Annotated in this window: 26 protein-coding genes; 20 read left to right on the top strand and 6 right to left on the bottom strand. The window is 37.4% G+C overall.

The window, feature by feature from the left end; translation table 11 throughout:
- The first annotated feature begins 19 nt into the window (after nt 1–19).
- Nucleotides 20–700 (top strand): tRNA (adenosine(37)-N6)-threonylcarbamoyltransferase complex dimerization subunit type 1 TsaB, encoded by a 681-nt coding sequence (gene tsaB, locus LC419_RS16340; RefSeq protein ID WP_223608362.1) that lies wholly within the window; start codon nt 20–22, stop codon nt 698–700.
- A 216-nt stretch (nt 701–916) separates the two neighbouring features.
- Here the strand turns inward: tsaB and LC419_RS16335 are convergent, their stop codons facing one another.
- The 4 genes from LC419_RS16335 to LC419_RS16320 form a co-directional block, all read right to left on the bottom strand.
- The gene (locus tag LC419_RS16335; RefSeq protein WP_223608361.1) at nt 917–3493 is read right to left on the bottom strand and encodes a lipopolysaccharide assembly protein LapB; all 2577 of its coding nucleotides are present in this window, start codon (nt 3491–3493) and stop codon (nt 917–919) included.
- An 85-nt stretch (nt 3494–3578) separates the two neighbouring features.
- Nucleotides 3579–4133, bottom strand: a complete 555-nt coding sequence (locus tag LC419_RS16330) for a nucleoside triphosphate pyrophosphatase (protein WP_223608360.1) — start codon at nt 4131–4133, stop codon at nt 3579–3581.
- A 9-nt stretch (nt 4134–4142) separates the two neighbouring features.
- Nucleotides 4143–4661 (bottom strand): HAD family hydrolase, encoded by a 519-nt coding sequence (locus LC419_RS16325; protein ID WP_223608359.1) that lies wholly within the window; start codon nt 4659–4661, stop codon nt 4143–4145.
- Nucleotides 4651–5400 carry a Rossmann-like and DUF2520 domain-containing protein gene (locus LC419_RS16320; RefSeq protein ID WP_223608358.1) on the bottom strand — a complete coding sequence of 250 codons (750 nt, stop codon included), beginning with the start codon at nt 5398–5400 and terminating at the stop codon, nt 4651–4653. Before LC419_RS16320 ends, LC419_RS16325 begins: the two co-directional genes overlap by 11 nt.
- A 189-nt stretch (nt 5401–5589) precedes the next feature.
- On the opposite strand from LC419_RS16320, the gene LC419_RS16315 reads away from it, so the two are divergent.
- From LC419_RS16315 to lepA, 7 genes are all read left to right on the top strand, one after another.
- A complete protein-coding gene (locus LC419_RS16315) occupies nt 5590–6141 on the top strand; it encodes an RNA polymerase sigma factor (protein ID WP_034724476.1) in 552 nt (183 codons plus the stop codon).
- An 18-nt stretch (nt 6142–6159) separates the two neighbouring features.
- Nucleotides 6160–6693 carry a hypothetical protein gene (locus LC419_RS16310; RefSeq protein WP_223608357.1) on the top strand — a complete coding sequence of 178 codons (534 nt, stop codon included), beginning with the start codon at nt 6160–6162 and terminating at the stop codon, nt 6691–6693.
- A 5-nt stretch (nt 6694–6698) separates the two neighbouring features.
- Nucleotides 6699–7220 carry a hypothetical protein gene (locus tag LC419_RS16305; RefSeq protein ID WP_223608356.1) on the top strand — a complete coding sequence of 174 codons (522 nt, stop codon included), beginning with the start codon at nt 6699–6701 and terminating at the stop codon, nt 7218–7220.
- Between the two features lie 98 nt (nt 7221–7318).
- Nucleotides 7319–8335 (top strand): hypothetical protein, encoded by a 1017-nt coding sequence (locus LC419_RS16300; protein WP_223608355.1) that lies wholly within the window; start codon nt 7319–7321, stop codon nt 8333–8335.
- An 80-nt stretch (nt 8336–8415) separates the two neighbouring features.
- Nucleotides 8416–9441: a YajG family lipoprotein gene (locus tag LC419_RS16295; protein ID WP_223608354.1), complete on the top strand. Its 1026-nt coding sequence runs from the start codon at nt 8416–8418 to the stop codon at nt 9439–9441.
- A gap of 166 nt (nt 9442–9607) precedes the next feature.
- Nucleotides 9608–10642 carry a hypothetical protein gene (locus LC419_RS16290; RefSeq protein ID WP_223608353.1) on the top strand — a complete coding sequence of 345 codons (1035 nt, stop codon included), beginning with the start codon at nt 9608–9610 and terminating at the stop codon, nt 10640–10642.
- 125 nt (nt 10643–10767) lie between these two features.
- A complete protein-coding gene (gene lepA / locus LC419_RS16285) occupies nt 10768–12564 on the top strand; it encodes a translation elongation factor 4 (RefSeq protein ID WP_223608352.1) in 1797 nt (598 codons plus the stop codon).
- Between the two features lie 39 nt (nt 12565–12603).
- On the opposite strand, the gene LC419_RS16280 is transcribed toward lepA, so the two are convergent.
- On the bottom strand, nt 12604–12813 hold the full coding sequence (locus LC419_RS16280) for a hypothetical protein (RefSeq protein ID WP_034724485.1): 210 nt from the start codon (nt 12811–12813) through the stop codon (nt 12604–12606).
- A gap of 96 nt (nt 12814–12909) precedes the next feature.
- Nucleotides 12910–13542, bottom strand: coding sequence for a DUF1579 domain-containing protein (locus tag LC419_RS16275; protein ID WP_223608351.1), 633 nt, complete (start codon nt 13540–13542; stop codon nt 12910–12912).
- A gap of 121 nt (nt 13543–13663) precedes the next feature.
- Here LC419_RS16275 and LC419_RS16270 point away from each other — a divergent pair, with 121 nt between their 5' ends.
- From LC419_RS16270 to LC419_RS16215, 12 genes are all read left to right on the top strand, one after another.
- Nucleotides 13664–14341, top strand: coding sequence for an NUDIX domain-containing protein (locus LC419_RS16270; protein WP_223608350.1), 678 nt, complete (start codon nt 13664–13666; stop codon nt 14339–14341).
- Between the two features lie 265 nt (nt 14342–14606).
- A complete protein-coding gene (locus LC419_RS16265; protein WP_223608349.1) occupies nt 14607–15149 on the top strand; it encodes an NADAR family protein in 543 nt (180 codons plus the stop codon).
- Nucleotides 15150–15179: 30 nt separating this feature from the next.
- Nucleotides 15180–15740, top strand: a complete 561-nt coding sequence (locus tag LC419_RS16260) for a 2OG-Fe(II) oxygenase (RefSeq protein ID WP_223608348.1) — start codon at nt 15180–15182, stop codon at nt 15738–15740.
- A gap of 61 nt (nt 15741–15801) precedes the next feature.
- Nucleotides 15802–16137: a hypothetical protein gene (locus LC419_RS16255; protein WP_072925029.1), complete on the top strand. Its 336-nt coding sequence runs from the start codon at nt 15802–15804 to the stop codon at nt 16135–16137.
- A 2-nt stretch (nt 16138–16139) separates the two neighbouring features.
- The gene (locus LC419_RS16250) at nt 16140–16991 is read left to right on the top strand and encodes a hypothetical protein (RefSeq protein ID WP_223608347.1); all 852 of its coding nucleotides are present in this window, start codon (nt 16140–16142) and stop codon (nt 16989–16991) included.
- 3 nt (nt 16992–16994) lie between these two features.
- Nucleotides 16995–18065, top strand: coding sequence for an adenylosuccinate synthetase (locus tag LC419_RS16245; RefSeq protein WP_223608346.1), 1071 nt, complete (start codon nt 16995–16997; stop codon nt 18063–18065).
- Nucleotides 18066–18119: 54 nt separating this feature from the next.
- On the top strand, nt 18120–18713 hold the full coding sequence (locus LC419_RS16240; RefSeq protein ID WP_223608345.1) for a DUF4291 domain-containing protein: 594 nt from the start codon (nt 18120–18122) through the stop codon (nt 18711–18713).
- A gap of 11 nt (nt 18714–18724) precedes the next feature.
- Nucleotides 18725–19138, top strand: a complete 414-nt coding sequence (locus tag LC419_RS16235; RefSeq protein ID WP_223608344.1) for an ADP-ribosylation/crystallin J1 — start codon at nt 18725–18727, stop codon at nt 19136–19138.
- A complete protein-coding gene (locus LC419_RS16230) occupies nt 19138–19611 on the top strand; it encodes a macro domain-containing protein (protein ID WP_223608343.1) in 474 nt (157 codons plus the stop codon). The genes LC419_RS16235 and LC419_RS16230 overlap by 1 nt, the downstream gene beginning before the upstream one ends.
- Nucleotides 19612–19713: 102 nt before the next feature.
- Entirely contained in the window at nt 19714–20754 is a 1041-nt protein-coding gene (locus LC419_RS16225; protein WP_223608342.1) for a DUF2971 domain-containing protein, read from the top strand.
- Nucleotides 20751–21437, top strand: coding sequence for an NAD-dependent deacylase (locus LC419_RS16220; RefSeq protein ID WP_223608341.1), 687 nt, complete (start codon nt 20751–20753; stop codon nt 21435–21437). The genes LC419_RS16225 and LC419_RS16220 overlap by 4 nt, the downstream gene beginning before the upstream one ends.
- Nucleotides 21437–22378, top strand: a complete 942-nt coding sequence (locus tag LC419_RS16215) for an ADP-ribosylglycohydrolase family protein (RefSeq protein WP_223608340.1) — start codon at nt 21437–21439, stop codon at nt 22376–22378. The genes LC419_RS16220 and LC419_RS16215 overlap by 1 nt, the downstream gene beginning before the upstream one ends.
- Nucleotides 22379–22380: the final 2 nt, after the last annotated feature.

Here is a 22380-nt window from a genome sequence, read left to right as displayed (position 1 = left end):
CTAGCTTAAAATTAAAGAGATGAAAATTCTATATCTGGAAACCTCTTCCAAAAACTGCTCTGTAGCTATTTCAGATGATGAAAAGCTTTTATGCCTGTGCGAAGAAATTTCTGACAACTATAAACAATCTGAAAGCCTTCACACCTATGTAGAGTGGGCACTGGAAGGCGCAGGCCTCACTATGAAGGATATTGAGGCGGTATCATTGGGTAAAGGACCGGGTTCATATACCGGATTAAGGATCGGTGCGGCATCGGCAAAAGGCTTCTGTTATGGACTGAAAATTCCGCTTATTGCAGTGAATTCTCTGGAAAGCATGATACAGCCGTTTTTAGAAACAAACTACGATTATATACTGCCATTGATCGATGCGAGGAGAATGGAGGTTTATACGGCCGTTTATGACGGTAAAACAGGAAAAGAACTATCTCCTACCGAGGCGAAAATTTTAGACGAAACTTCTTTTCAGGAATTTAAAGATAAAAAAGTCATTTTTGTAGGGGATGGCGCAAAGAAAGCCAAAGACATTTTAAATCTTCCCGATGCGGAATTCAGAGATGACATCTACCCTTCTGCACAATACCTGATTAAAAGGACCCAGGAGAAAATAGAGCGTAAGGAATTTGAAGATATTGCCTATTTTGAACCGTTCTATCTCAAAGATTTCCACGGTGTAAAGAAAAAGAAAAGCGAAGATTAATTCTTCGCTTTTTTATGTGTTTGCAGTACTATTTTTTTAGATATCAGATTTCAGACATGAGATTCAGATCTTTAGGTTGAGGCTAAGGCTAAGATTGAGAATTGTCAATGGTCAATTTTGCTTTGCAAGTCAATGGTTAAAAGCTTCCAAATCTAAGACCCACGTTATATAACTCATCACACCCCAAAACTCTCTGGCCCCTTCATACTTTCCACCTTATTTAGGCATATCAGGAATGTCACTCGGGCTGTCTTTCTTCTCTTTTTTCTCCTTTTGTTCTTTCTGTTCCGGTTTCTTCGGTTTCTTTTTGTTGTTGGATTTCTCAGATTCAGGACCCTGTACAGATGGCTGCATCATTAAGGTGTTATCAGGATTCTGAGGAATATTTTGATTCTGAACAGGCTGCGCAGATGTACCCGGCTGCTGAGGAAGTGCATTTCCTTTGTTATCAGTCGCCTGGAAGGAAAGTTCACTTTTCAGATAGTTCAGCATTTCCTTGGCTTTTATACCTTCCGGTGTTTTGGCATAATTGAGCGCAATCTGTTCCAATTGAAGGATCATGACTTCCTTTCCACTGGTTTTCCCAGTATTGAACGCATTCAGAAGATGAAATTTAGGAATAAGGGCATCTTTTGGAAATTTCTGGATCGTCTGGTCTATAACTTCCTTACTTTCTCCGAATTTCTCTGATTCATACAGAGCATATGCTTTTTTATATTCATTTTCAACCTCTTCCGATGATTTTACGAATGAAATATTCTTAGGATTTCTTGCAAATTCTGCATAAGAAGTATAAGGATAATCGGTCAGTAGGATCTGTTTGGCTCTCTCTGAAGCCTGAGGATTCTTCAGGTAATTCATGGCAAAAATCTCGTAAAGAGCCTGTAGCATTACTTTTTCTTCAGGTTTTACGTCTACAAGGTCATAGAGTGTTTTGGTGGCTAGAGGCGTGTTGGTAAAATAATTCTGATACATCACACCCAGGCCTAAAGAAGCAGTATCTCTGTCTTTCTTTAATTGACCCAATTTCTCCTGATCTGTAGGGATCTGTTCAATATAGTAGGTTGTTTCAAAACGTCTCGGATTCGGTGCTGAAGTTACCCCGAGCGCATCGTTCTTCATATCTTCAATAGATGCCATCTTTTTAGAATAACGCCAGTTATCAGATAATGCTCTTTCACCCCAGACCTGCTTAAAGGATGATGTTCCTTTGCTTACAGTCCCCATATTACTGAAATAAAAACCTTTGGTCGTTACTCCGAAATCCTCAAAAGAATTGGAATTTTTAGCAAATATAGAGTTGGCACTGTAGTCTCCTCCATCAAAACCTTTGCTCCTTTCCGCACGTATTCTTTCCTGTTCTTCTTTTTCCTCTTTAGCCTTAAGTTTAGCGATATACTTGGTGAAAAAATCAGATTTTTGGGCATCACTCATCTTGGCTAAGGAAAGAATACTATCATTCTTCTTGATCAGATAATAGTTTTTGGAGATCTTCTTGATATATTCAGATTGGTCCTTTAAAAGAATTCTGGAAGGCTCGTATGTCATCACCGTAAGGGCTGAATCATAGTATGTTCCGGCGCCGATATAGTCATTCTTTTCAAGATAGCTCTTCCCTATTTCATAGTACGTAAGGCCTCTTACTTGTGGATCGGAAACCTTCTCAAATAAAGATTTTTTGAAGAACTGCTGTGCTTCATCTTTTTTCCCTGCCTTGTTGGCCATTAAACCTAAAGCATAGTAGAATTCGTTCTTTCTGGAACCGTACGTCCCTTTTTTACTGATTCCTTCCAGATAGTTTTTCGCACCGTTATAATCCCCTTTTCCATTGAAAGTCTTGGCAATAGCAATTTGGGACTTCACTTCAAATTCAAAGTCATTGGCGTATTTATAAGCCTGGGTAAAACTTTCGCGTGCCTTGTCATTCTGCCCAAGATTTTCAGCCACCTGTCCTCTCAGATAGGCTATTCTGCTTTTTAATTTTCTGCTTGAGTTCAGTTCAAAAGCTCTGTCTAATTCAACAGCGGCTTCCTCTGTCTTTCCTGCATCCAGAAGCGCTTCAGAATAATAGATACTCATCAGTTTTGAATAGCTTTTATTGATGTCCTCTCCTTTCAGCTTAGCAAAAGTTTCATGCGCTCTGTGATAATCTTTGATCTTTGCATAGGCTACACCCTGGTAAATTCTTGCCAGAGGAAGTCTTTTATCATCCTTCATGTGCGTAAAGACATAGTTGAGGGCATCTAGGGCCTGTACAGCCTTATTCTGGTAGATTCTTGACTGTACAAGAATCATATAAGCATCAAAAATCTTCTTGTTTTTTTCTTCTCCGTTTCTGATCACGGAGTATTTGGTGATGGCTTTCTGAGCCTTTGCTTCAGCAATTTCTAAAGTTGTTGCTCCCTTATTTTGCAGTTCATCAGGTTTACCGGGTGTTGTTCCCTGTGCGCCCGGCATTCCCGGAGGCATCCCCGGAGCTCCTCTTTCAGAAGGTCTGTTCACTTCTGCCATTTTCATAGAGTTTTCAGCGAATGCAGCAGACTGCCCGAGATCACTTCCAAGTGGTTGGTCTTCAAAAGTAAGAATAGGAATATAAGGCGCATAGAAATTGTCCTTATGCCCTTTGTCCCTGCTCGTAAATTCGCTGTTCAATGCGTCTTTAGCATTAAAAAGGGTATTGTAATATGTGTTAAATCCTTTCATGAATTTTGAACGCTGCTCCGGCTTTTTGGACTTGGTAGCACAGGAGGCAACGATACACATGATCAAAAGGAATAAAATATTCTTTTTCATTATTCAATATAACTCTCTTATCTGCTTTTTATTATAAGCAGCTGGTGATTTTGTAAAAATAATAAAATTTTATAATGAATAATATTTATATTTCATTCAAAATTTTGTAAACCAAATGGGTAGGAAGTCCCATAATGGTATAAAAACTTCCGTTCAGCCTGGTGATTTTTGCCATTCCCAGCCATTCCTGGATGCCATAGCTGCCTGCTTTATCAAAAGGTTTATAATTCTGAATGTAATAATTTATTTCATCATCTGTCATTTCATCAAGCTCTACATCGGCCACATCGGTTTCTGTAAATGTTTTATCTGCAGACTTTATGGTAATTCCCGTGTAAACCTGGTGTGTTTTTCCGGAAAGCAAGCGGAGCATCTGCCTCGCGTCATCTTCATCTTTCGGTTTTCCCAGAATCTGCCCTTCTGCTGCAACCACGGTGTCAGCGGTCAATAAGACTTCATCACCGGTTAAATTCCTGAATGCTTTTGCTTTTAATTCAGACAGATAGGCCGCTGCCTCTCTTATTTCAATACCGTCAGGAAGAATTTCTTCACAGTCTATCTTCACCACTTCGAAATCAAATCCAAGGCTTGAAAGCAGTTCTTTTCTTCTTGGTGACTGGGATGCTAAAAGTAATTTCATAGAGCTATTTTAAACAGATTGGGTATTATCATCATGCCAGTTCCCCTGAACCTTCATTACCTGCTCGATCACATCGCGTACGGCACCGCTTCCCCCCTTTTTCGTGGAAATATAATCAGATATACCTTTGACTTCAGGTACTGCATTTTCGGGGCATGCAGCAATCGCAGAACTTTCCATGATGTGGATATCCGGAAGGTCATCTCCCATCGTCAGAATCTCTTCGTTTTTAAGATTGTATTTCTTTTTAAAATCTTCAAAATCAACCATTTTATTGTGCGATTTTGGATAATAGTCGTCTATTCCGAGATAATTGATTCTATGTTTGACCATGTCATCATTTCCGCCGGTAATTACACCTATTAAATAATTGTTTTTTAATGCTTTAACGACTGCGTATCCGTCCAGAACATTCATTACTCTGCACATATTTCCACCTGGCATCAGATAGACGCTTCCATCCGTAAAAACTCCGTCTACATCAAATACAAATGCTCTAATATCTTTTAGTTTCTCTTTATAACTCATACATTTTCTGAATAGAATGATTCATTGTCTTATAAATTTCAAGACTTTCGCCTTTTAATAACTGCTCATGTAATTCTAATACCCTTACATCATTTCGTACTGCGGGTCCGGTCTGAGCGGCTTTAGGCTCAATTTCATGGATCTTCTTCACCGTCTCGTCAATAAGCGGAAGAAAATAATCAAACGGAATATCCTGGGAATCTGAAACCTCTTTTGCTCTTGCGAAAAGATGATTCACAAAATTACAGGCTAAAACAGCAGTAAGATGGATATATTTCCTCTTTTCATGGCTGCTTTCCATCACATTTTCTGAAATCTGAGAAGCAAGGTTAAAAAGAATCTGCTTATCCTTTTCATTTTCGGTTTCAATGAAAAACGGGATCTTTTCATACTCCAGTTCTTTTGATTTTGAAAAAGTCTGCAATGGATAAAAGCTTGATTTTCTGTACTCCCCTGCAAGAATTTCTTTGGGAAGAGATCCTGACGTATGGGCCACCAAAGCGTCCTTTTTAGTGATAATTTTCGAGACATTTTCCACGGAATTGTCACTCACACAGATGATGTACAGATCTGCATCCTCCAGATATTCCGTAGAATATGGGACATCCAGTTCTTCAGAGATTTTCTTCAGTTCTTCCTCGTTTCTTCCAAAAATCTGCAGTAATGGAATTTTTTTCAGACTGAAAGCTTTTACCATGTGGTAGGCCACATTTCCGGAACCTATGATTACAATTTGCATCTAACAAAGATAAGATTTTAAAGGAAGATGAATGCAGACCGCTGTAAGTTTATCATGAATTTCCGTATTGCCTGTTGCCTAAAGCTCAGAGCATAACGTTCTCATATTATTTTAAATATTTGGACTGAAAATTGAATAAGTAATTTAACTTTCGGCTATTTTTGTAATCCAAAACAGTGAAAGCATCTTATGAAGATTAAGGACGCGGAAATTATTTCGTTGATGCAGAATCCACGGACCCAGGAAAAAGGTGTCCGGGCCTTGATGGATGCTTATCAAAGCAGATTGTACTGGCACATCAGAAGAATTATTGTGGATGGTGACCTGGCTCAGGATACGCTGCAGGAGACTTTTATTAAAGCCTATCAGAATTTTCACCAGTTCAAAAATGACAGCCAGCTGTATACCTGGTTGTACAGGATTGCCACCAACGAGGCACTACAGCAGGTCAATAAGATGAAGAAAATGCAGAAGACGGATGAAGATCCTGAATATTATATGCAGAATCTGGTAGCCGACAATACGGAAGGAGATGCTGAGGAAATACAGCTGCTGCTCCAGAACGCCATACAAAGCCTGCCCGAAAAGCAGAAACTGGTATTTATGATGCGGTATTATGATGATTTGCCCTATGAAGAGATATCCAAAATTGTAGATATGTCTGTAGGGACTTTAAAAACGAATTATCATTATGCCAAACAGAAAATAGAAGAATTTATTAAAGAAAATTACGAGAGATAATTTTTTGACCCAACAAAGATGAAAGAGTTCGACATAGAAAAACTAGAACGCAAGAATATTTACAAAGTTCCGGATGATTTGTTTCAAAATATCCAGAACAATGTAATGAACGAAGTGAAAGCGAATAAGAAAGCACCGGTTTTTAAACTGAACTGGATGTATGCCGCTGCGGCATCACTGGCTTTGATATTCGGGGCAACGTATGTTTTTAATTCTGACAACGATCCGGCAAAAGATGTGTTGAATTCACAGGCATATGCGAACAACAAACAGAAGCCGAAAACAGAAAGCGAACGTGCCTATGAAACGCTGGAAGCTGATTTAACTTCCGTGGAAAATAATAATCCAACTGGTAGTAATCAGGTAAATAAAACGGTTTCATATACTCCAAAAAGCGGAACGGATAATGCAACGACCACGCAGCCTGTCAAAGCTGCCACTAAAAAAGAAGAAACTAAAATGAATGAATACCTGGATTCGTTTTCCAATTCCGAAATCTCTGAACTGGCAAGCAATTCTACTCAGGACGTTTATTTAGATCTATATAATTAAGAAAGATGAAAAAGATATTATTTACACTTTTTATTATGTATGGTTTTGGTCTGAATGCACAAAATGCGCAGACTACAGATTATGACTGGAAAAAGATGGATCCTAAACAAAGAAAGGAGGTAATAAACAATCTTTCTCCGGAAGAAAGAAAAGAACTGCTCAAGAAGTTCCGAAATAATATGGTACTGGAAAATCTGGAGATTGATGCCAGCGATAAAACAGAATTTACTCAGCTGTATAATGAGTATCTTGAAAATCAGAAACAGATCAAAGGTCAGTTTAATCCTAATTTTAACCCTGAAACTTTATCTGATGATGAAGCCAAAGCAAAACTTCAGCAGAGTTTTGAAGTGGGGCAGAAGTTACTGGATAACAGAAAGAAATATGCTGATAAAATGCAGCAGGTGATTCCTTGTCAGAAAGTATTGAAACTATTCCAGTCTGAGGGTATGATGAGAGATAAAATGAATGAAAGAAAACCTCACAGCGGGCATGATAATACGGCAAGGCCCAAACAGAACCCATAATAGTTTATTTTTTTAATGTTGGACGGCTCTTACAAAATTTTTTTGTGAGAGCCGTTTAGTGTTTACGAATTGCTATTTTTGCGCAAAAAATATATCTAATGAGAAAACTGATGCAGCTGGCATTTATTTTTGTGGCTATTGTAGCTTTTGCACAAACAAAAGAAGTCATAAAATTCAAAGGTAACATTCTGAATTACAGTGAAAATCCTTATGCTTTTTTCAAAGTAATCGATCAGAGAGAGGATAAGCAGATCGGAACACTGCCTTTCGGAGAAAAGAAGGAAATGAAGGAAGTTGTTTTTCCCTCAACGCCGGATGCTGATTTTAGTGCCTGGTATTTAAAAAGTAATCAACCCGGTAAATTAACTGATTTTGTTTTGGTTTTAAAAAAACTGAAACTTTCAACAGGAGAATCTGACGGTAAGAAGACAGAAGGGAAAATGGATTTTTCTGCCCAGACTTTTGCTAAAACCGGCGATAAGTACCAATTCCTGTATAAGAAAGATACCGTATTTACTTTTTATGATCAGGAGGTTTCCGAACTGATGGTGAAAAATATTCCGGCGGTTTTCTCTGCTTTCATCAAAAAAGCATATTCATTAAACCCTGCCGGAAATAAAGTGCCGTTAAGCGATCTTGCTGATTACAGCACCCTTGTAAAAACCAATTATGTCGCTTTAAAAGGAGAGCCATTAAAAGACGGAATTTATCTGGATTATATTTCTTTTTTTAATCAAACTCCGGAACCGGGAAATTATGTTTTGGAGAGCAACAATAAAGGAGACATCACAAAAGCAGTAAAGGAGGAAAATGGAAAAAAGACTAAGATTTCTGCTTACAAGATGTTTGCATACGTGGAGAAAGGGAAGGCCCGTAAAAGCACCTTCTCAGGATTTATGGATCTTGATCAGGACGAAAACGGATTTTATGTTTTAGGTAACCGTGGCCATCTTTTTCCGGTACAATCCAACAGTGCTTATGGCATGTTTGGCCTCATTGGAGGAGTGGCCGGTGCTATTGAGCAGGGAGCAAGACAGAAGAAAATGAAGAGCGGCGATGTGCAGAAAATTTACATTGATCCATTGACCGGAGAATACGACTTTTCTGAAGAATAAAAAAAAAATTTAATGTTATTATGATATAAAGAGAGGTAGAATGTCTCTCTTTTTTATCTTTACAACATACAAAAACCTAAATGAAAAAAATATTATTCTTCCTTTTGTTTGCAGGGGCTTTGTCTGCTCAAAAAACTGAACTCATTGAGCTTAATCAAAATATCAGAGATAAAAAAGGATTGACCAGATCATTAACCCTGATAGATAACAGAACCGATAAAACCATCGGGACTATTACTGGTAAAAAAGGCACATCAGAGATAAAGTTTGCTGCTGAAGATTTAAAAAATAAGATTGAAAACTGGTTCTCAGAAGACAATACGGTAAAAGGGAATAATGATATTACTTTAATTCTGGAAGACCTCAAAGCTTATAACGATCAGGATCCGGGGCAAAAAGAGGCCTTTGGAAAAGTCAGGATTAAAATCTCAAGCTTTCTGAAAAGAAATGATAAATATTACTTTATTACCCGCTTTGAAAATGTGATCGTTTCAGATCCGAAAAAGACAGGAGACATGCCAAAGTTTTTGGCTCAGCAGATCTCCGAAGTGTTCTCCGAATTCATTAAAGGCTCTTATTCCGGGACTGTTTTGGGGGTAATGATCCCAGAAAATGAGGTAATCAATTACAGTGTTCATCTCAATAAAAATTATAAAGCTTTTAATGAGCCTCAATTGGTAGATGGTGTTTATAAAAATTTTAAAAGCTTTTATGATCAAAAGCCGGAACCCGGTTATTCTATTGTAAAAAATAAAAAAGGAAAACTGGTGAGCGTGAAGGACAAAGATTTTTCAGTGCCGCTCAGTGAGGTTTTCTGTTATGTAGATTCCGGAAAAGCATACCGAGGGATACCTTCAGGATTTGTAGAAATGGTAAAAGGAAATAAAGGCTTTTATATCATTTCGTCAAGGGCGCAGCTTTCCGTTCAAAAAATGACAGGAGGAATGATGGTCGGAGCACTTGCCGGAGGAGTCGTGGGAGCGATTGTGGGAGGGGTTCTTGATCCGGGAACATCTCATACAGCTGCAATCACCGGGGCAAAGACAAGGACATCTTCAAAGGTTTATATAGATTCTTTAACAGGTGCTTACGTATTTGAAAAATAAATTGTACCCTGAAAAGTAAAGAGAGGAATTGTCTCGCTTTTTTTTACTTTGCAAATTACAAGGTTGTTAAAAATGATTTAATTTCAATAAATACTGGTTTTTTTGTGAAGTAATTAAATTCAAAGTTTCTGTTTAACGCAGATCTCAGTTTTGTAAAATTATAAGTATGAAAAAAATATTTTTCTTTTTATTACTTTCCGGCTTATTTTTCGCCCAGAAGACGGAAGTAATTGACCTGTCAAAGTCTATAAAGGACAGCAAAAACATGTACAACAGCTTCAGAGTAATTGATCAGCGGGCCAATAAAGAAATTGGAAGCATATTATTTCATAAAAATCAAGTGAATATTGTTTTTGAAAATGACCCGAGTAAAGACATTTCAGATTGGTTTTATAAATACAATAAGGTTAAAGGAAATGATGAATTGGTACTTTTGCTTGAAAAAATAATTATCTCTGAAGATATAAGAGAAAAATATTCTATCGGAAAGCTTGAGTTGCGGGCGAGTACTTTTAAAAAGAAAAATGACGGTTATCACTTTGTTAACAGAATAGATACCATTGCAACTATTTCATCACGGAATACACCTTATTTAGCACAAAGTTTAGCAAAGAAAATTACACTGTCTTTAGCAGATTTTCTGAAAGATTCTTACAGTAAAACTACTTGGGAATTTGGTATTTCAGAAAATGATCTTGCCAGTTATAATTCTATTTTGATGGATAAGCTTGATATTTTAAAGTCGGATACATTAAAAGAGGGGGTTTATAAAGATTCTTACAGTTTCTTTACCCACAATCCGGAACCGGGTTATACGATTGAAACCAACAGCAAGGGTGTTGTGACAAAAGCAGTGAAGAGCGATGATAAAAAGCCAATCAGAAATTTTTATGCATTTGTTCATAATGGAGTTCCATTTAAAGTAATTCCGGTGGGTTATGTTGAAATTTTCAGAGATGAAATGGGGCTTTTCATTGAAGTTAAAAAAGAAGAGCTTTTTCCTGAACCTAATAATTCTTCGATGGTAATGTTAGGCGGCGGTATAGGAGGGTTGATAGGAAGTATAGTAGCCAATGTAGCCATTGTAGCGATTGATGGCAGTGCAGCGAAAAAAAGAAATGCAATGGCGGGAACAGAAGTTTCACTTGATCCTTTAACCGGATATTATATATTGCCAGAAAATTTTGGGAAATCTAAGTAATACATAGAGAGAATATTGCTTCTTTTTTTTATTGAAATCAGAATTAAAAGAAAGCATTTGTGATTAAAAATTAAAAATGAATTTCTCCTGCATTTTTTTATCTTTGCAAATTACAACGTTCTTAAATGAAAAACATACGAAATTTTTGCATAATCGCTCATATTGACCACGGTAAAAGTACTTTGGCAGACCGTCTTTTGGAGTATACCAATACAGTTACTCAAAGAGAACTGCAGTCTCAGACCCTGGATGATATGGATTTGGAGAAAGAACGTGGGATCACCATCAAGTCTCACGCGATCCAGATGGATTATGAGTATAAAGGAGAAAAATATATCTTAAACCTTATTGATACGCCGGGACACGTAGACTTTTCTTACGAGGTTTCCCGTTCTATCGCTGCCTGTGAAGGTGCACTTCTTATTGTAGATGCAGCACAGAGTATCCAGGCGCAGACCATCAGTAATCTTTATCTGGCATTAGAAAACGATTTGGAAATTATTCCGATTCTGAATAAAATAGATCTTCCGTCTGCAAACCCTGAAGAAGTTACCGACGAAATTATGGGACTTTTAGGGTGCAAATATGAAGATGTTCTTAGAGTATCAGGAAAAACAGGTGAGGGAGTTCATGATTTGCTTGAGCAGATTGTAAACAGAATTCCTGCGCCGGTTGGAGATCCGAATGCTCCGTTACAGGCATTGATTTTTGACTCTGTTTACAACCAGTTCAGAGGAATTGAGGCTTATTTCAAAGTCGTAAACGGAAGCATTTCTAAAAACGAGAAAATTAAATTTTTCGCTACAGGAAAAGAATATGGTGCTGATGAAGTAGGAACTTTGAAACTGAAGCAGGTTCCGAAAAAGACTATTGAATGTGGTGATGTAGGCTATATTATTTCAGGGATTAAAGACGCAAGAGAAGTAAAAGTAGGAGATACCATTACCTCTTTTGTAAATCCTGCAGCTGCTGCGATTGACGGTTTCGAAGAAGTAAAACCAATGGTTTTTGCCGGAATTTATCCTATTGAATCGGAAGATTTTGAAGAACTGAGATTCTCATTGGAAAAATTAAGACTGAATGATGCTTCTCTGGTTTTTGAACCGGAAAGTTCTGCAGCACTTGGTTTTGGTTTCCGTTGCGGATTCTTAGGAATGCTTCACATGGAAATCGTACAGGAACGTCTTGAGAGAGAATTTGATATGAACGTAATTACTACGGTTCCCAACGTTTCATACCATGGATATTCTAAAAAAGAACCTGAAGTTGCAATTTTGATCAACAACCCATCGGAAATGATTGATCCCAATCTTCTCGATAGAGTTGAAGAACCTTATATTAAAGCGTCCATCATTACTAAATCCGACTTTGTGGGTGCTGTAATGACACTTTGTATTGAAAAAAGAGGAGAGATTGTCAACCAGAGTTATTTAACGGCAGACAGGGTAGAATTAACATTCAATATGCCTTTGGCAGAAGTTGTTTTCGACTTTTACGACCGTCTGAAATCTATTTCTAAAGGGTATGCATCATTCGATTATTCACCAATCGGAATGCGTTCTTCCAAATTGGTTAAAATGGATATCCTGATCAATGGAGATATGGTAGATGCACTTTCTTCACTGATTCACGACAGTAATGCCTATTATATCGGTAAAAAGATGTGTGAAAAACTTCGTGAACTGATCCCGAGACAGCAGTTTGATATTGCCGTTCAGGCAGCATTGGGAGCGAAAGTGATCGCCAGAGAAACCATTAAAGCATTAAGAAAAGACGTTACCGCAAAATGTTACGGAGGAGATATCTCCAGAAAACGTAAACTTCTTGAAAAGCAGAAAGAAGGTAAAAAGAAAATGAAGCAGATTGGTAGAGTAGAAGTACCGCAATCAGCGTTCATGGCTGTATTAAAACTAAACGATTAATATAAAAAAGACCGGTAATTTTTTACCGGTCTTTTATTTTTAGAAAGTTCGCTGTTTCTCTGTAAGATTGGCTTGTATCACCAAAGCTCCAAGTCCCAGAATCACTTCGGCAATGCCTAATGTTCTGATAAGATTGATCCCGCATACGAGACATTCAGGTTCCGGGAAAGGCTTTTTCCCTACAACGATGATCAAAACTCCTCCTATGATGATGATGACCACGATAAAGGCTCTTAATAATGTTTTCATGATGGTAAATTTTTATTTTCTATACCAAAGTTGAGCATATCTGCCTTGAAATCTATAAGGAAAATCACCGTTTCATAGAAGAGGTTTCTCCCTTTTTTATTTCTTTCTGGTGAATTTTATTTCCATGCTTTTGTGTTCTTTCCCTGTTTTAGAGTCAGGGCCGTACATTTCCATGGTGTGGTTATTGTCATCTGTAAATAGGTAAACTTCTCTGAAATCGCATTCTTTTCCGGGTCTGGCAGGATCGGCCATTTTTCCTTTGAATTCGAGAGATTTTTTAGCGGCATCCCAATCGCCCTCTGCATGCATAATTCCCGTTCCCATATTATCTACCCAGGTGCTTACAAACTTTTCCTTTGCTTTGTCATAGCCCATCAGGCTCATCCCTTCGAACGGCATTCCCATAAAGCTTCCTTTGTAATTGCTCTGCTGGTATCTTCCACCGAAAATCATTTTATTGGTACATTCAGCCTGGCTGGTAATGGGTTTTCCACCGGTTTCCATCCACATGGTTGATACTCCTGTCCAGTTTCCGTCATATTTGGCCAGCATTTTATGAAGGTCTCCGGGTGTAGCGTAGTCCATCCAGGCTTTCATGGCAGCAGCAGAATCTACAGGTTTCCATTCTGCAGAATCCGTTTTGGAGGAATTTTTTTCTGTCACGGGTTTTCCTTTCTCACAGGCAGTAAGAAGAAAAACAACTGAAAATAATAACAATAGATTTTTCATAATGAGTTAATTTTAAGTGGGTTAATGTAAAATAAAGTTAGTTAATTTTATTATGCGATCAATTGTTTTTTTGATGTCATTTATAAATTGTACCTTTGTGTATTCATAACGCAAATCAATTATGCAGGCAATAAAAGTTGCGGTAGACGCCGTCATTTTCGGGTACTTTGATAAGCAGGATCTTCAGCTCCTATTAATCAAAAGAAACATCGAACCCTTCAAAGGTGGCTGGGCGCTTCCCGGAGGCCTCGTTCTGGATGATGAGAACCTGGATGATGCGGTCAAAAGAGAACTGCACGAAGAAGCCGGCATAAAGCCCGATTTTCTGGAGCAACTCTATACTTTTGGGAACGTAGGCCGCGATCCAAGGAATAGGGTAGTTTCTGTGGCTTATTTAGGGCTTGTGAACCCTTCCTATCATGAACTCTTTGCCGATTCTGATGCCGAAGATGCACAGTGGTTCAGTGTAAATAAACTTCCCAAACTGGCTTTTGATCATCAAAGTATTATTGACATTGCGTTAAAAAGACTTCGTACCAAAATACAATATCAGCCGATCGGCTTTAATCTTCTCAATGAGGAATTTCCTTTTTCAGATCTTGAAAATTTGTACAGAACCATAGTCGGACGTGAAATAGACCGAAGAAATTTCCGTAAAAAAATCATGAGCTATGGACTGCTTAATGAAACCAACAACGTTAAAAAAGAAGGTAGCGGCAGACCAGGAAAATTGTTCACTTTTAATCAGGAGAAATATGAAGAACTTGAAAAAGAAGGCTTCTATTTCGAAATCAAATAATCTTTATCCCAGGCTAATCATGTTTAAATTTACGTTAAAATCTCTTTCTTTTTATCATTCAAAACAGATAAACTAAAATTTTAGTTTAATGTGTGTTTGTGCTATTTGTGAAAACATTTGTGTTTTTTGTATTTAAAATAAATTTCACAAAATTTAAATTTTAATATTGATAATCAGTGCTTTAAATATTTAGTGTTAAAATAACGCAAATATATTTTGGCTGTAATATGATATTGTTTTACATTTGCGTAAGAATAACACAATCATGGAATGCACCTTACAACATATTATTGATAAATTTCAGAGAAAAGAGAAACTTGAATTTCTATTCTTCTGGGGACATACGGTAAAAGAGGAGATTAGCAAATCATGCTTCAGCCAATGGTTTCCCATTCAGTTTGAAGAAAACGGAATTGTTTATAAAACTGCTGAACATTATATGATGGGCGGAAAAGCAAGACTGTTTAATGATCAGGAAATCTTGAAGGAGGTTTTAAAATCCGAAACACCCAATCAGGCTAAAAGTCTGGGAAGAAAAGTGAAGAATTTTGATCCAAAACTTTGGGACGAACATAAATATGAAATCGTAAAGAAAGCCAATCTTTTGAAATTCTCCCAAAATCCAAAGTTTCAGAATTTTCTGTTGTCAACTGATGAAAAGGTTTTAGTGGAAGCCAGTCCTTATGACAAAATATGGGGAATCGGAATGCTGGAAACAGATGCCAGAGCTCTTGATCCAAAACTTTGGAATGGTGAGAACCTGCTGGGATTTGCTTTGATGGAAGTACGAGACGAAATGAGAAGGTAAAAACACAGTCAATAAACACAAAATACTACTATGGAAAAGATAGAACTTAACCCACAGATCTTTCTCATCGAAGATTTCCTGACTTCCGCTGCCTGTAATGAATATATCGCAATGGCTCAGGAAAAGGTATTTGAAGAAGCGAAGATCAATATGAATGGTCAGCAGATGATGAGCAAAGGCATCCGAAACAATGATCGGCTGATGGTTTTTGATAACGATTTAGCAGAAGGTCTTTTCAGAAAAGCAGCAGAGTTTCTTCCTCAGGAACATAAGAACTATAAGCTTCAGAATTTTAATGAAATGTTCAGAGTGTATAAATATTCTCCTGGACAAAGGTTCAAAATGCACAGGGACGGAAGCTATATCCGGAATGAACATGAAAAAAGTTTCTATACGTTCATGATCTATCTGAATGACGATTTTGAAGGCGGAGAAACTGAATTTGAAAACCTATTCACCGTGGCTCCGAAAAAAGGGTCTGCATTGGTTTTCTATCACCCGGTAAGACATGAAGGGAAAACCCTGATCAGCGGAAATAAATACGTTTTGAGAACGGATGTGATGTATTCCAATAAGTGTAATGATCCGTAAAAAGAATAAGGATTACTATGCCCTTTTTGATTAGCGTAAAAACAATACGAAATAATAAAAGATGGAAGACGAACTAAAACCGAGATTCATCGAGTCATTGCAGAGAAACAATGACCAGATCAGAGAAGACCGTGCACGCACCATCGGAGCAGATTCCGAATTGATCTACAGGCGCAGGGTTGAAGACATTGAACTGAAAATAAAGCGGCTGGAGCGCGAGCAGGAAGGGCTCATAGATATCAGCCCTTTAGACAGGAACAGCTTGACATTTGCAGATTTTCAGCCGGAAGCATTTGTTCAGAAAGATTTAGAATATTCATTAACAATCAGAAATTTAAATATTCAGCTGGAAGTCGCCGTAAAGAGATTTGAATATTTATTCGGTAAAACATTTTAGTTATGGGAAGTACAAGATACGATATAGATGCTCGTTTTGACAGAGCAAGAAAAGCAGGTTACGGATCTAAATCCGCAGGTGAAATTTTCACTCAGAATGCAGAGAGAAGAGCTCATGAATCTATGAACCCTAAAGGAATTTCTTTCAGAGAATCGAGGGATTCTTCCGTACACCCGAACTCTGTTCCTATCATTTTAGGATTGGATGTGACGGGAAGTATGGGACATATTCCGCACGAATTGATTAAGGAAGGGCTTCCAAAATTAATGGGAGGAATTATCCAGGGAGGCGTTCCCGATCCGGCCCTTTTATTTTTGGGAATCGGGGATCATGAATGTGACGCTTTTCCTTTACAGGTAGGACAGTTTGAATCAGGAGATGAAGAGCTGGATATGTGGCTGACGCGTACTTATATTGAATCCGGAGGTGGCGGAAATGCAGGAGAAAGCTATTTGTTAGCGTGGTACTTTGCCGCTTTCCATACCAGAACTGATGCGTTTGAAAAGAGAAACCAGAAAGGGATTTTGTTTACGGTAGGTGATGAGCCTTGCTTAAAAACACTTCCGGCATCGGCGATCAGGGAAATTATGGGAGCGGGACAGTATACTTATACACATTTTGAGTTACTGGAAGAAGCGAAAAAGCGATACGAGGTGTATCACATCAATGTTCTTCATTCTGACCAAGCAATGAGAGCAGATAGCGGCTGGAAAGAATTATTAGGACAAAATTGTTTATCAATAGCTGATCACAGAGACATTCCAAATGTTATAAAAGGAGTGATTTGCGACCGATTTAAAAATGAAACGTTCAGACCAACAGAAGGCGGATTGGATCATATTCAAATGTTTTAAGTCATGAAAAAAGCACAAATAGTAATAGGCTTGGGTTTTGGTGATGAAGGAAAGGGAATCACTACAGACTTTCTGGCGGAGCAAAACCCGGAGTCTGTTGTCATAAGGTTTTCCGGAGGTCAGCAGGCCGCGCATACGGTCATGATTAATGGTAAAAAGCATATTCATTCCAGTTTTGCGAGTGGAGCACTGCGTGGGTTGCCGTCTTATTTTACGGAACACTGCACCATTCATCCTGTATTTTTATTCAATGAAAGAAAGGAATTAATGGAGAAAAACGGAAATACAGAACTTCATATTCATCCGCTGGCGAAAGTCACCACTCCGTTTGATGTCTGGCAAAACAGGACCAATGCGAAAAATCTGGAGCACGGAACCTGTGGAAAAGGAATCGGAGCCACGATGAAACGACACGAAAGCCCATACAAACTATTTGCAGCCGATTTAATAGCTCCAAGATCAATGTTGATCGAAAAGTTAAAAGGAATAGCCTATTACTACGGCTTTATGGATGGAGATGAATTGGAAGAAGGCATGCATGATTTTTTAAATGCGGTAGACCAGATCGATTGGAAAATAGATGATTATACCTATCTGAATTCATTTGAAAACCTCATATTTGAAGGCAGCCAGGGAATTCTTCTGGACATGGATCACGGCGTATTTCCGAATGTAACTTACGCGAATACCACGTCAAAAAATGCTTTTGAGATCTGCAGACTTTTGAAAATAGAGGATATTGAGATGTATTATGTGACCAGAAATTACTCAACCCGTCACGGAAGTGGATGGATGAGCAATGAAAAGGAATTACTGCTGAAAAACAATGAAGAAGAAACCTGTGTCTTTAATGATTATCAGAAAGAACTCCGTTTTGGAGAACTGGATTATGATCTGCTGAATTATGCCCTTATTTTGGATGGCGCTTATGTTTCAGCAACTCAAAAGAATCTGGTTGTTACGTGCCTTGATCAGACCGATGAGCAATTTAAAATAGAAAATTTAAAAATAAAATTTGATACAGTCTACGGATCCTATTCTCCATTTTCAAAAGACTTTAAAGAAATTTTTTAAACCAAATAATGGTTTTATATTTAATGTCAGAACGGGCCGAATACCAGTAGAACGATGAAAGAATTTGAAATAAGAGCAGATTACAGCAGAGATACGATCGTGATTTACCAGTCATACAATGAGCAGATTGCGAAATCTGCCGTGATGAATCAGAAGTTTTCTGCTCCATTTTCATTCAACAGGATGACGTGGATCAAGCCTTCTTTTCTCTGGATGATGGAAAGGAGTAATTACGGACAAAAATCCGGACAGGAATGTACGCTGGCGATCCATATCAAAAGAGAAGCATGGGAAAAAGCTTTAAGCAAAGCTATTTTAACTTCTCCCGAAAAAAGAGTGTATCCCAATCCGGGAACCTGGGAAAAAGACTTTGAAAACGCTGAGGTGTATGTACAGTGGGATCCGGAAAGGAATATTAAAGGGAATAAACTGGAGTGCCGTTCCATTCAGGTAGGCATTAGCCGGTATCTGATTGAAGAATTTAATAATGAATGGATCGTTAAAATTGAAGATTACACGCCTTTGGTTAAAAAGATATTAAATTTAACCAAGTCCGGAGCATATGATAAAGCAAAAAAACTGTTACCCATTGAAAAATCATATCCACTGCCGGCTGAACTGGCTCACAAAATAGGAGCGGTTATTTAAAAACAAAAACTATGACAACAATACCTCTTTACAGACCGGTTGGAGAACAAGAAATGATTCTGATCTTAGAGAGTGGCTGTAAAAAATTTCCACCAAGATTAGAGTGGCAGCCTATTTTCTATCCGGTATTGAATGAAAGTTATGCCTCAGAAATTGCTGAAAAATGGAATACCAGGGATGAAGCCGGGAATTATCTCGGATTTGTTACCAAATTTGAGGTGCCGGAAGAAATTATGAATCAATATACAACGCAGAATGTGGGTGCGAGAAACCATAATGAGTTGTGGGTGCCGGCGGAAGAGGTGGAGAATTTTAATGATGAGATTGTTGGGGATATTGAGGTGATCAGAGTTTTTGTTGGAAATGAATTCAAAGAATCTGTCAATACTGAAATTAATAATCTTATTTCAAAGCTACAGAACTAATGAAAGAAATACAATATTTAAAAGGAGACGCGACAAATCCTAAGTCGGAAGGAAATAAGATTATCATTCATATCTGTAATGATATTGGAGGTTGGGGAAAAGGTTTTGTAATGGCGATTTCTAAAAGGTGGAAACAGCCAGAAAAAGAGTATCGGGAATGGTTTAAAAACGGAGACAGGTTTATTCTTGGAGAAATCCAGATGGTACAGGTTGAAAAAAATATTTGGGTTTGCAATATGATTGGTCAGCATAAAATTATGACCAATTCCAACGGAATTCCACCGATAAGATATGAAGCTGTCGAAAAATGTTTAGAAAAAGTAGCTCTTGAAGCTTTAAAACTTAATGCAGAAGTACATATGCCGAGAATTGGCTGTGGCTTAGCAGGAGGAAAATGGGACGAGATAGATCCTATTATTGAAAAAACATTAGTCAGAAATAATATCCCGGTATATGTTTATGACTTTGAATAATGTAAAATAAATTTAAAAGAGTGGTTTTTGCAGTCTTGACTAAAAATGAAGAGATGCTGAAGCTGTTCGAAGAAATTAAATAAAAACAGATTGCAACAAATTATGAAAGTATATAAGTATAGGTCTATTGAAAAGGATATTTTTGAAAGAGATTTTAAGACTATTGAAGATAATTCTTTCTATTCATCCAATTATAGTATGTTGAATGATCCATTTGATATTTATTTTAATGAAGAGATAACCCAATTAATTAAGATTTTAAGGGTGTCATTCCCCATAAAAGAATTGGATAATTTTGAAACTCAGTTTAAAGAAACCTTAAATTTCAAGGAAGAAATTGGAGTTTATTGCTTAAGCACTGATTTTTTGAATGAGCAATTATGGGCTTATTATGCAGGTTCTTATTCAGGATATTGTATAGAGTATAATTTAGATAAATTAATTGATAAGGGGCAAAATTTTGATTTTCAATATAAATTTGAAATTGATTATAAAGATAACATTCCAACTTTAGGGATTGATGATCTTACAAACTTACAAGATGGGTATATTAAAAAGATGTTTGCCACTAAAAAATCAACTTGGAAGCATGAAGAAGAAATAAGACTGATTTTTGATAAGTATGGAATGAAAAAATTTCATCCATCTGCAATTACTGGGATTTATTTTGGAATTAAAACTCCAGAAACAATTAAAGAATCTTTTTATGGACTCTTCAAAGATATGGACGTAAAATTTTATGAAGTATTTCCATCAAATTTTAAATTGGATTTCAAACTCATTAATGAAACGAAAAGAAAATTAAATTATGATTTAACTAAGTTTGATTTTGAAATACTTAGATACCGAGAAAACAGATTTGAAGAGATTTTTGACGTTTATTTAAAAATGGAAAGTCAAGAAAATGATAAGCTTTCCGAATTTATTCAAGCATTCAGAGAAAAATATTCTATTAAAGAAAACACTCTATACATTTATAATAATAAAGAGATTAAAGATCTGTTAGATGTTTATCCAAAAAATGATGAACAACATATTAAACTTGCTGATTCTTTAATTACATATTTAAGTAATAATGAACTAGAAATTATTTATTATCCTTACAAGGATTCTAAATATCAGGAAATATTAGAAAACAAATGAAAAAACTAACCATATTAAGCGGTGCAGGAATCAGCGCCGAAAGTGGAATAAAGACATTCAGAGACGGAGATGGTCTTTGGGAAAATCATAATATCACAGACGTAGCCAGTCCGGAAGGATGGAGAAAAGACCGGGAGCTGGTACTGGAATTTTACAACCAGAGAAGAAGACAGCTTCATGAAGTTGAACCTAATGAAGCTCATCGATTGGTCGCAGAACTGGAAAAACATTTTGATGTTCAGATCATTACCCAAAATATAGATGACCTGCACGAAAGAGCCGGGTCTACTAATATCCTTCATATTCACGGAGAATTGTTCAAGTCCTGCTCATGCAATAATAAAAACCTGATTTATGAGGAAAAAGGTGACATTAAGATAGGCGACAAAGCGGAAGATGGCGCTCAGTTAAGACCATTTATCGTGTGGTTTGGAGAAGATGTTCCATTGTACAAAACGGCACAGGAAAAGGTAAAAGAGGCGGATATTCTTGTGGTGATCGGAACTTCTCTGCAGGTATATCCTGCGGCAGGACTGATCCATGAGATCAAAGACGACTGCCTGCTGATCGTAATTAATCCCAACGAAACCGGATTCGGGTACGGACAAAGAGCCGTAGTCATGAAAGAATCTGCAACCAAAGGAATGAAATTGCTGTTTGATAAACTTGTCAATTTAGCATAATGGAAAACGCAGTCAAAGCCGGAATTTTTGGGGTGTGCATTGGTGATGCGCTCGGGGTTCCTGTAGAATTTAAGAAAAGAGAAGATTTAAAGAGATTTCCCGTTATCGGTTATCTGGAATATATGTCCTGGAACCAGCCAAAAGGGACTTGGAGTGATGATAGTTCATTAACGCTTTGTATTGCTGATGTACTCACAAAAGGCTATGATCTGGAGAAAATAGGTCAGAGTTTTGTAAAATGGAATAAATATGGACACTGGACGGCTCACGGACGGCTTTTTGACATCGGAGGAATAACAAGACATTCCATTGCTCGTTTAATCAAAGGAGAAAGCGCAAGGTTTTCAGGAAATATTTTTGAAGAAGATAATGGAAATGGCTCTCTGATGAGAACTCTTCCCTTAGCTTTTTATCTTAAAGATGAAGAGGATATTGAGAAACTGTATCAAACGGTTAAAGGAGTTTCTGCCATTACCCACGGACATTTCCGTTCTGTTTTTGCATGCTTCATGTATGTGGTTTTCGCCATAGAGCTTATTAAAGGGAAAAGTAAAAAAGAAGCTTATGAGCATATGCAGAAACTGGCTTTAGAATATTCGGTAATTCAGGAGTTTAACCCTAAAGAGATTGAACTTTTTCATCGCGTTTTAAAGAGTGATATTTCGACCTATCCGGAAGAAGAGATCAAAAGTGGCGGCTATGTCCTCCACAGCTTAGAAGCTTCTCTTTGGTGTTTTCTCAATTCAGAAACCTATGCCGAAGCCGTATTGAAAGCCGTGAATTTAGGAGAAGATACAGATACCACCGGAGCCATCACCGGAGGACTTGCAGGTATTTACTACGGATTTGAAAATATTCCGGAAGAATGGGTTTCCGAACTTGTAAGAAATGAAGATATTGAAGTTTTGTGTGAAAAGCTTCAGAAAAAATTAATGAATTAAAG

Origin of the sequence: Chryseobacterium sp. OSA05B, from assembly GCF_019970065.1 — a bacterium.
GTDB lineage: Bacteria > Bacteroidota > Bacteroidia > Flavobacteriales > Weeksellaceae > Chryseobacterium.
Note: the sequence above shows the minus strand (reverse complement) of the source record. Positions and strands in the feature narration are given on the sequence as shown.

Excerpts from the sequence above, each read along its gene's own strand:
- tsaB (WP_223608362.1), top strand. The coding sequence starts at position 20 with ATGAAAATTCTATATCTGGAAACCTCTTCCAAAAACTGCTCTGTAGCT.
- LC419_RS16335 (WP_223608361.1), bottom strand. The coding sequence starts at position 3,493 with ATGAAAAAGAATATTTTATTCCTTTTGATCATGTGTATCGTTGCCTCC.
- LC419_RS16330 (WP_223608360.1), bottom strand. The coding sequence starts at position 4,133 with ATGAAATTACTTTTAGCATCCCAGTCACCAAGAAGAAAAGAACTGCTT.
- LC419_RS16325 (WP_223608359.1), bottom strand. The coding sequence starts at position 4,661 with ATGAGTTATAAAGAGAAACTAAAAGATATTAGAGCATTTGTATTTGAT.
- LC419_RS16320 (WP_223608358.1), bottom strand. The coding sequence starts at position 5,400 with ATGCAAATTGTAATCATAGGTTCCGGAAATGTGGCCTACCACATGGTA.
- LC419_RS16315 (WP_034724476.1), top strand. The coding sequence starts at position 5,590 with ATGAAGATTAAGGACGCGGAAATTATTTCGTTGATGCAGAATCCACGG.
- LC419_RS16310 (WP_223608357.1), top strand. The coding sequence starts at position 6,160 with ATGAAAGAGTTCGACATAGAAAAACTAGAACGCAAGAATATTTACAAA.
- LC419_RS16305 (WP_223608356.1), top strand. The coding sequence starts at position 6,699 with ATGAAAAAGATATTATTTACACTTTTTATTATGTATGGTTTTGGTCTG.
- LC419_RS16300 (WP_223608355.1), top strand. The coding sequence starts at position 7,319 with ATGAGAAAACTGATGCAGCTGGCATTTATTTTTGTGGCTATTGTAGCT.
- LC419_RS16295 (WP_223608354.1), top strand. The coding sequence starts at position 8,416 with ATGAAAAAAATATTATTCTTCCTTTTGTTTGCAGGGGCTTTGTCTGCT.
- LC419_RS16290 (WP_223608353.1), top strand. The coding sequence starts at position 9,608 with ATGAAAAAAATATTTTTCTTTTTATTACTTTCCGGCTTATTTTTCGCC.
- lepA (WP_223608352.1), top strand. The coding sequence starts at position 10,768 with ATGAAAAACATACGAAATTTTTGCATAATCGCTCATATTGACCACGGT.
- LC419_RS16280 (WP_034724485.1), bottom strand. The coding sequence starts at position 12,813 with ATGAAAACATTATTAAGAGCCTTTATCGTGGTCATCATCATCATAGGA.
- LC419_RS16275 (WP_223608351.1), bottom strand. The coding sequence starts at position 13,542 with ATGAAAAATCTATTGTTATTATTTTCAGTTGTTTTTCTTCTTACTGCC.
- LC419_RS16270 (WP_223608350.1), top strand. The coding sequence starts at position 13,664 with ATGCAGGCAATAAAAGTTGCGGTAGACGCCGTCATTTTCGGGTACTTT.
- LC419_RS16265 (WP_223608349.1), top strand. The coding sequence starts at position 14,607 with ATGGAATGCACCTTACAACATATTATTGATAAATTTCAGAGAAAAGAG.
- LC419_RS16260 (WP_223608348.1), top strand. The coding sequence starts at position 15,180 with ATGGAAAAGATAGAACTTAACCCACAGATCTTTCTCATCGAAGATTTC.
- LC419_RS16255 (WP_072925029.1), top strand. The coding sequence starts at position 15,802 with ATGGAAGACGAACTAAAACCGAGATTCATCGAGTCATTGCAGAGAAAC.
- LC419_RS16250 (WP_223608347.1), top strand. The coding sequence starts at position 16,140 with ATGGGAAGTACAAGATACGATATAGATGCTCGTTTTGACAGAGCAAGA.
- LC419_RS16245 (WP_223608346.1), top strand. The coding sequence starts at position 16,995 with ATGAAAAAAGCACAAATAGTAATAGGCTTGGGTTTTGGTGATGAAGGA.
- LC419_RS16240 (WP_223608345.1), top strand. The coding sequence starts at position 18,120 with ATGAAAGAATTTGAAATAAGAGCAGATTACAGCAGAGATACGATCGTG.
- LC419_RS16235 (WP_223608344.1), top strand. The coding sequence starts at position 18,725 with ATGACAACAATACCTCTTTACAGACCGGTTGGAGAACAAGAAATGATT.
- LC419_RS16230 (WP_223608343.1), top strand. The coding sequence starts at position 19,138 with ATGAAAGAAATACAATATTTAAAAGGAGACGCGACAAATCCTAAGTCG.
- LC419_RS16225 (WP_223608342.1), top strand. The coding sequence starts at position 19,714 with ATGAAAGTATATAAGTATAGGTCTATTGAAAAGGATATTTTTGAAAGA.
- LC419_RS16220 (WP_223608341.1), top strand. The coding sequence starts at position 20,751 with ATGAAAAAACTAACCATATTAAGCGGTGCAGGAATCAGCGCCGAAAGT.
- LC419_RS16215 (WP_223608340.1), top strand. The coding sequence starts at position 21,437 with ATGGAAAACGCAGTCAAAGCCGGAATTTTTGGGGTGTGCATTGGTGAT.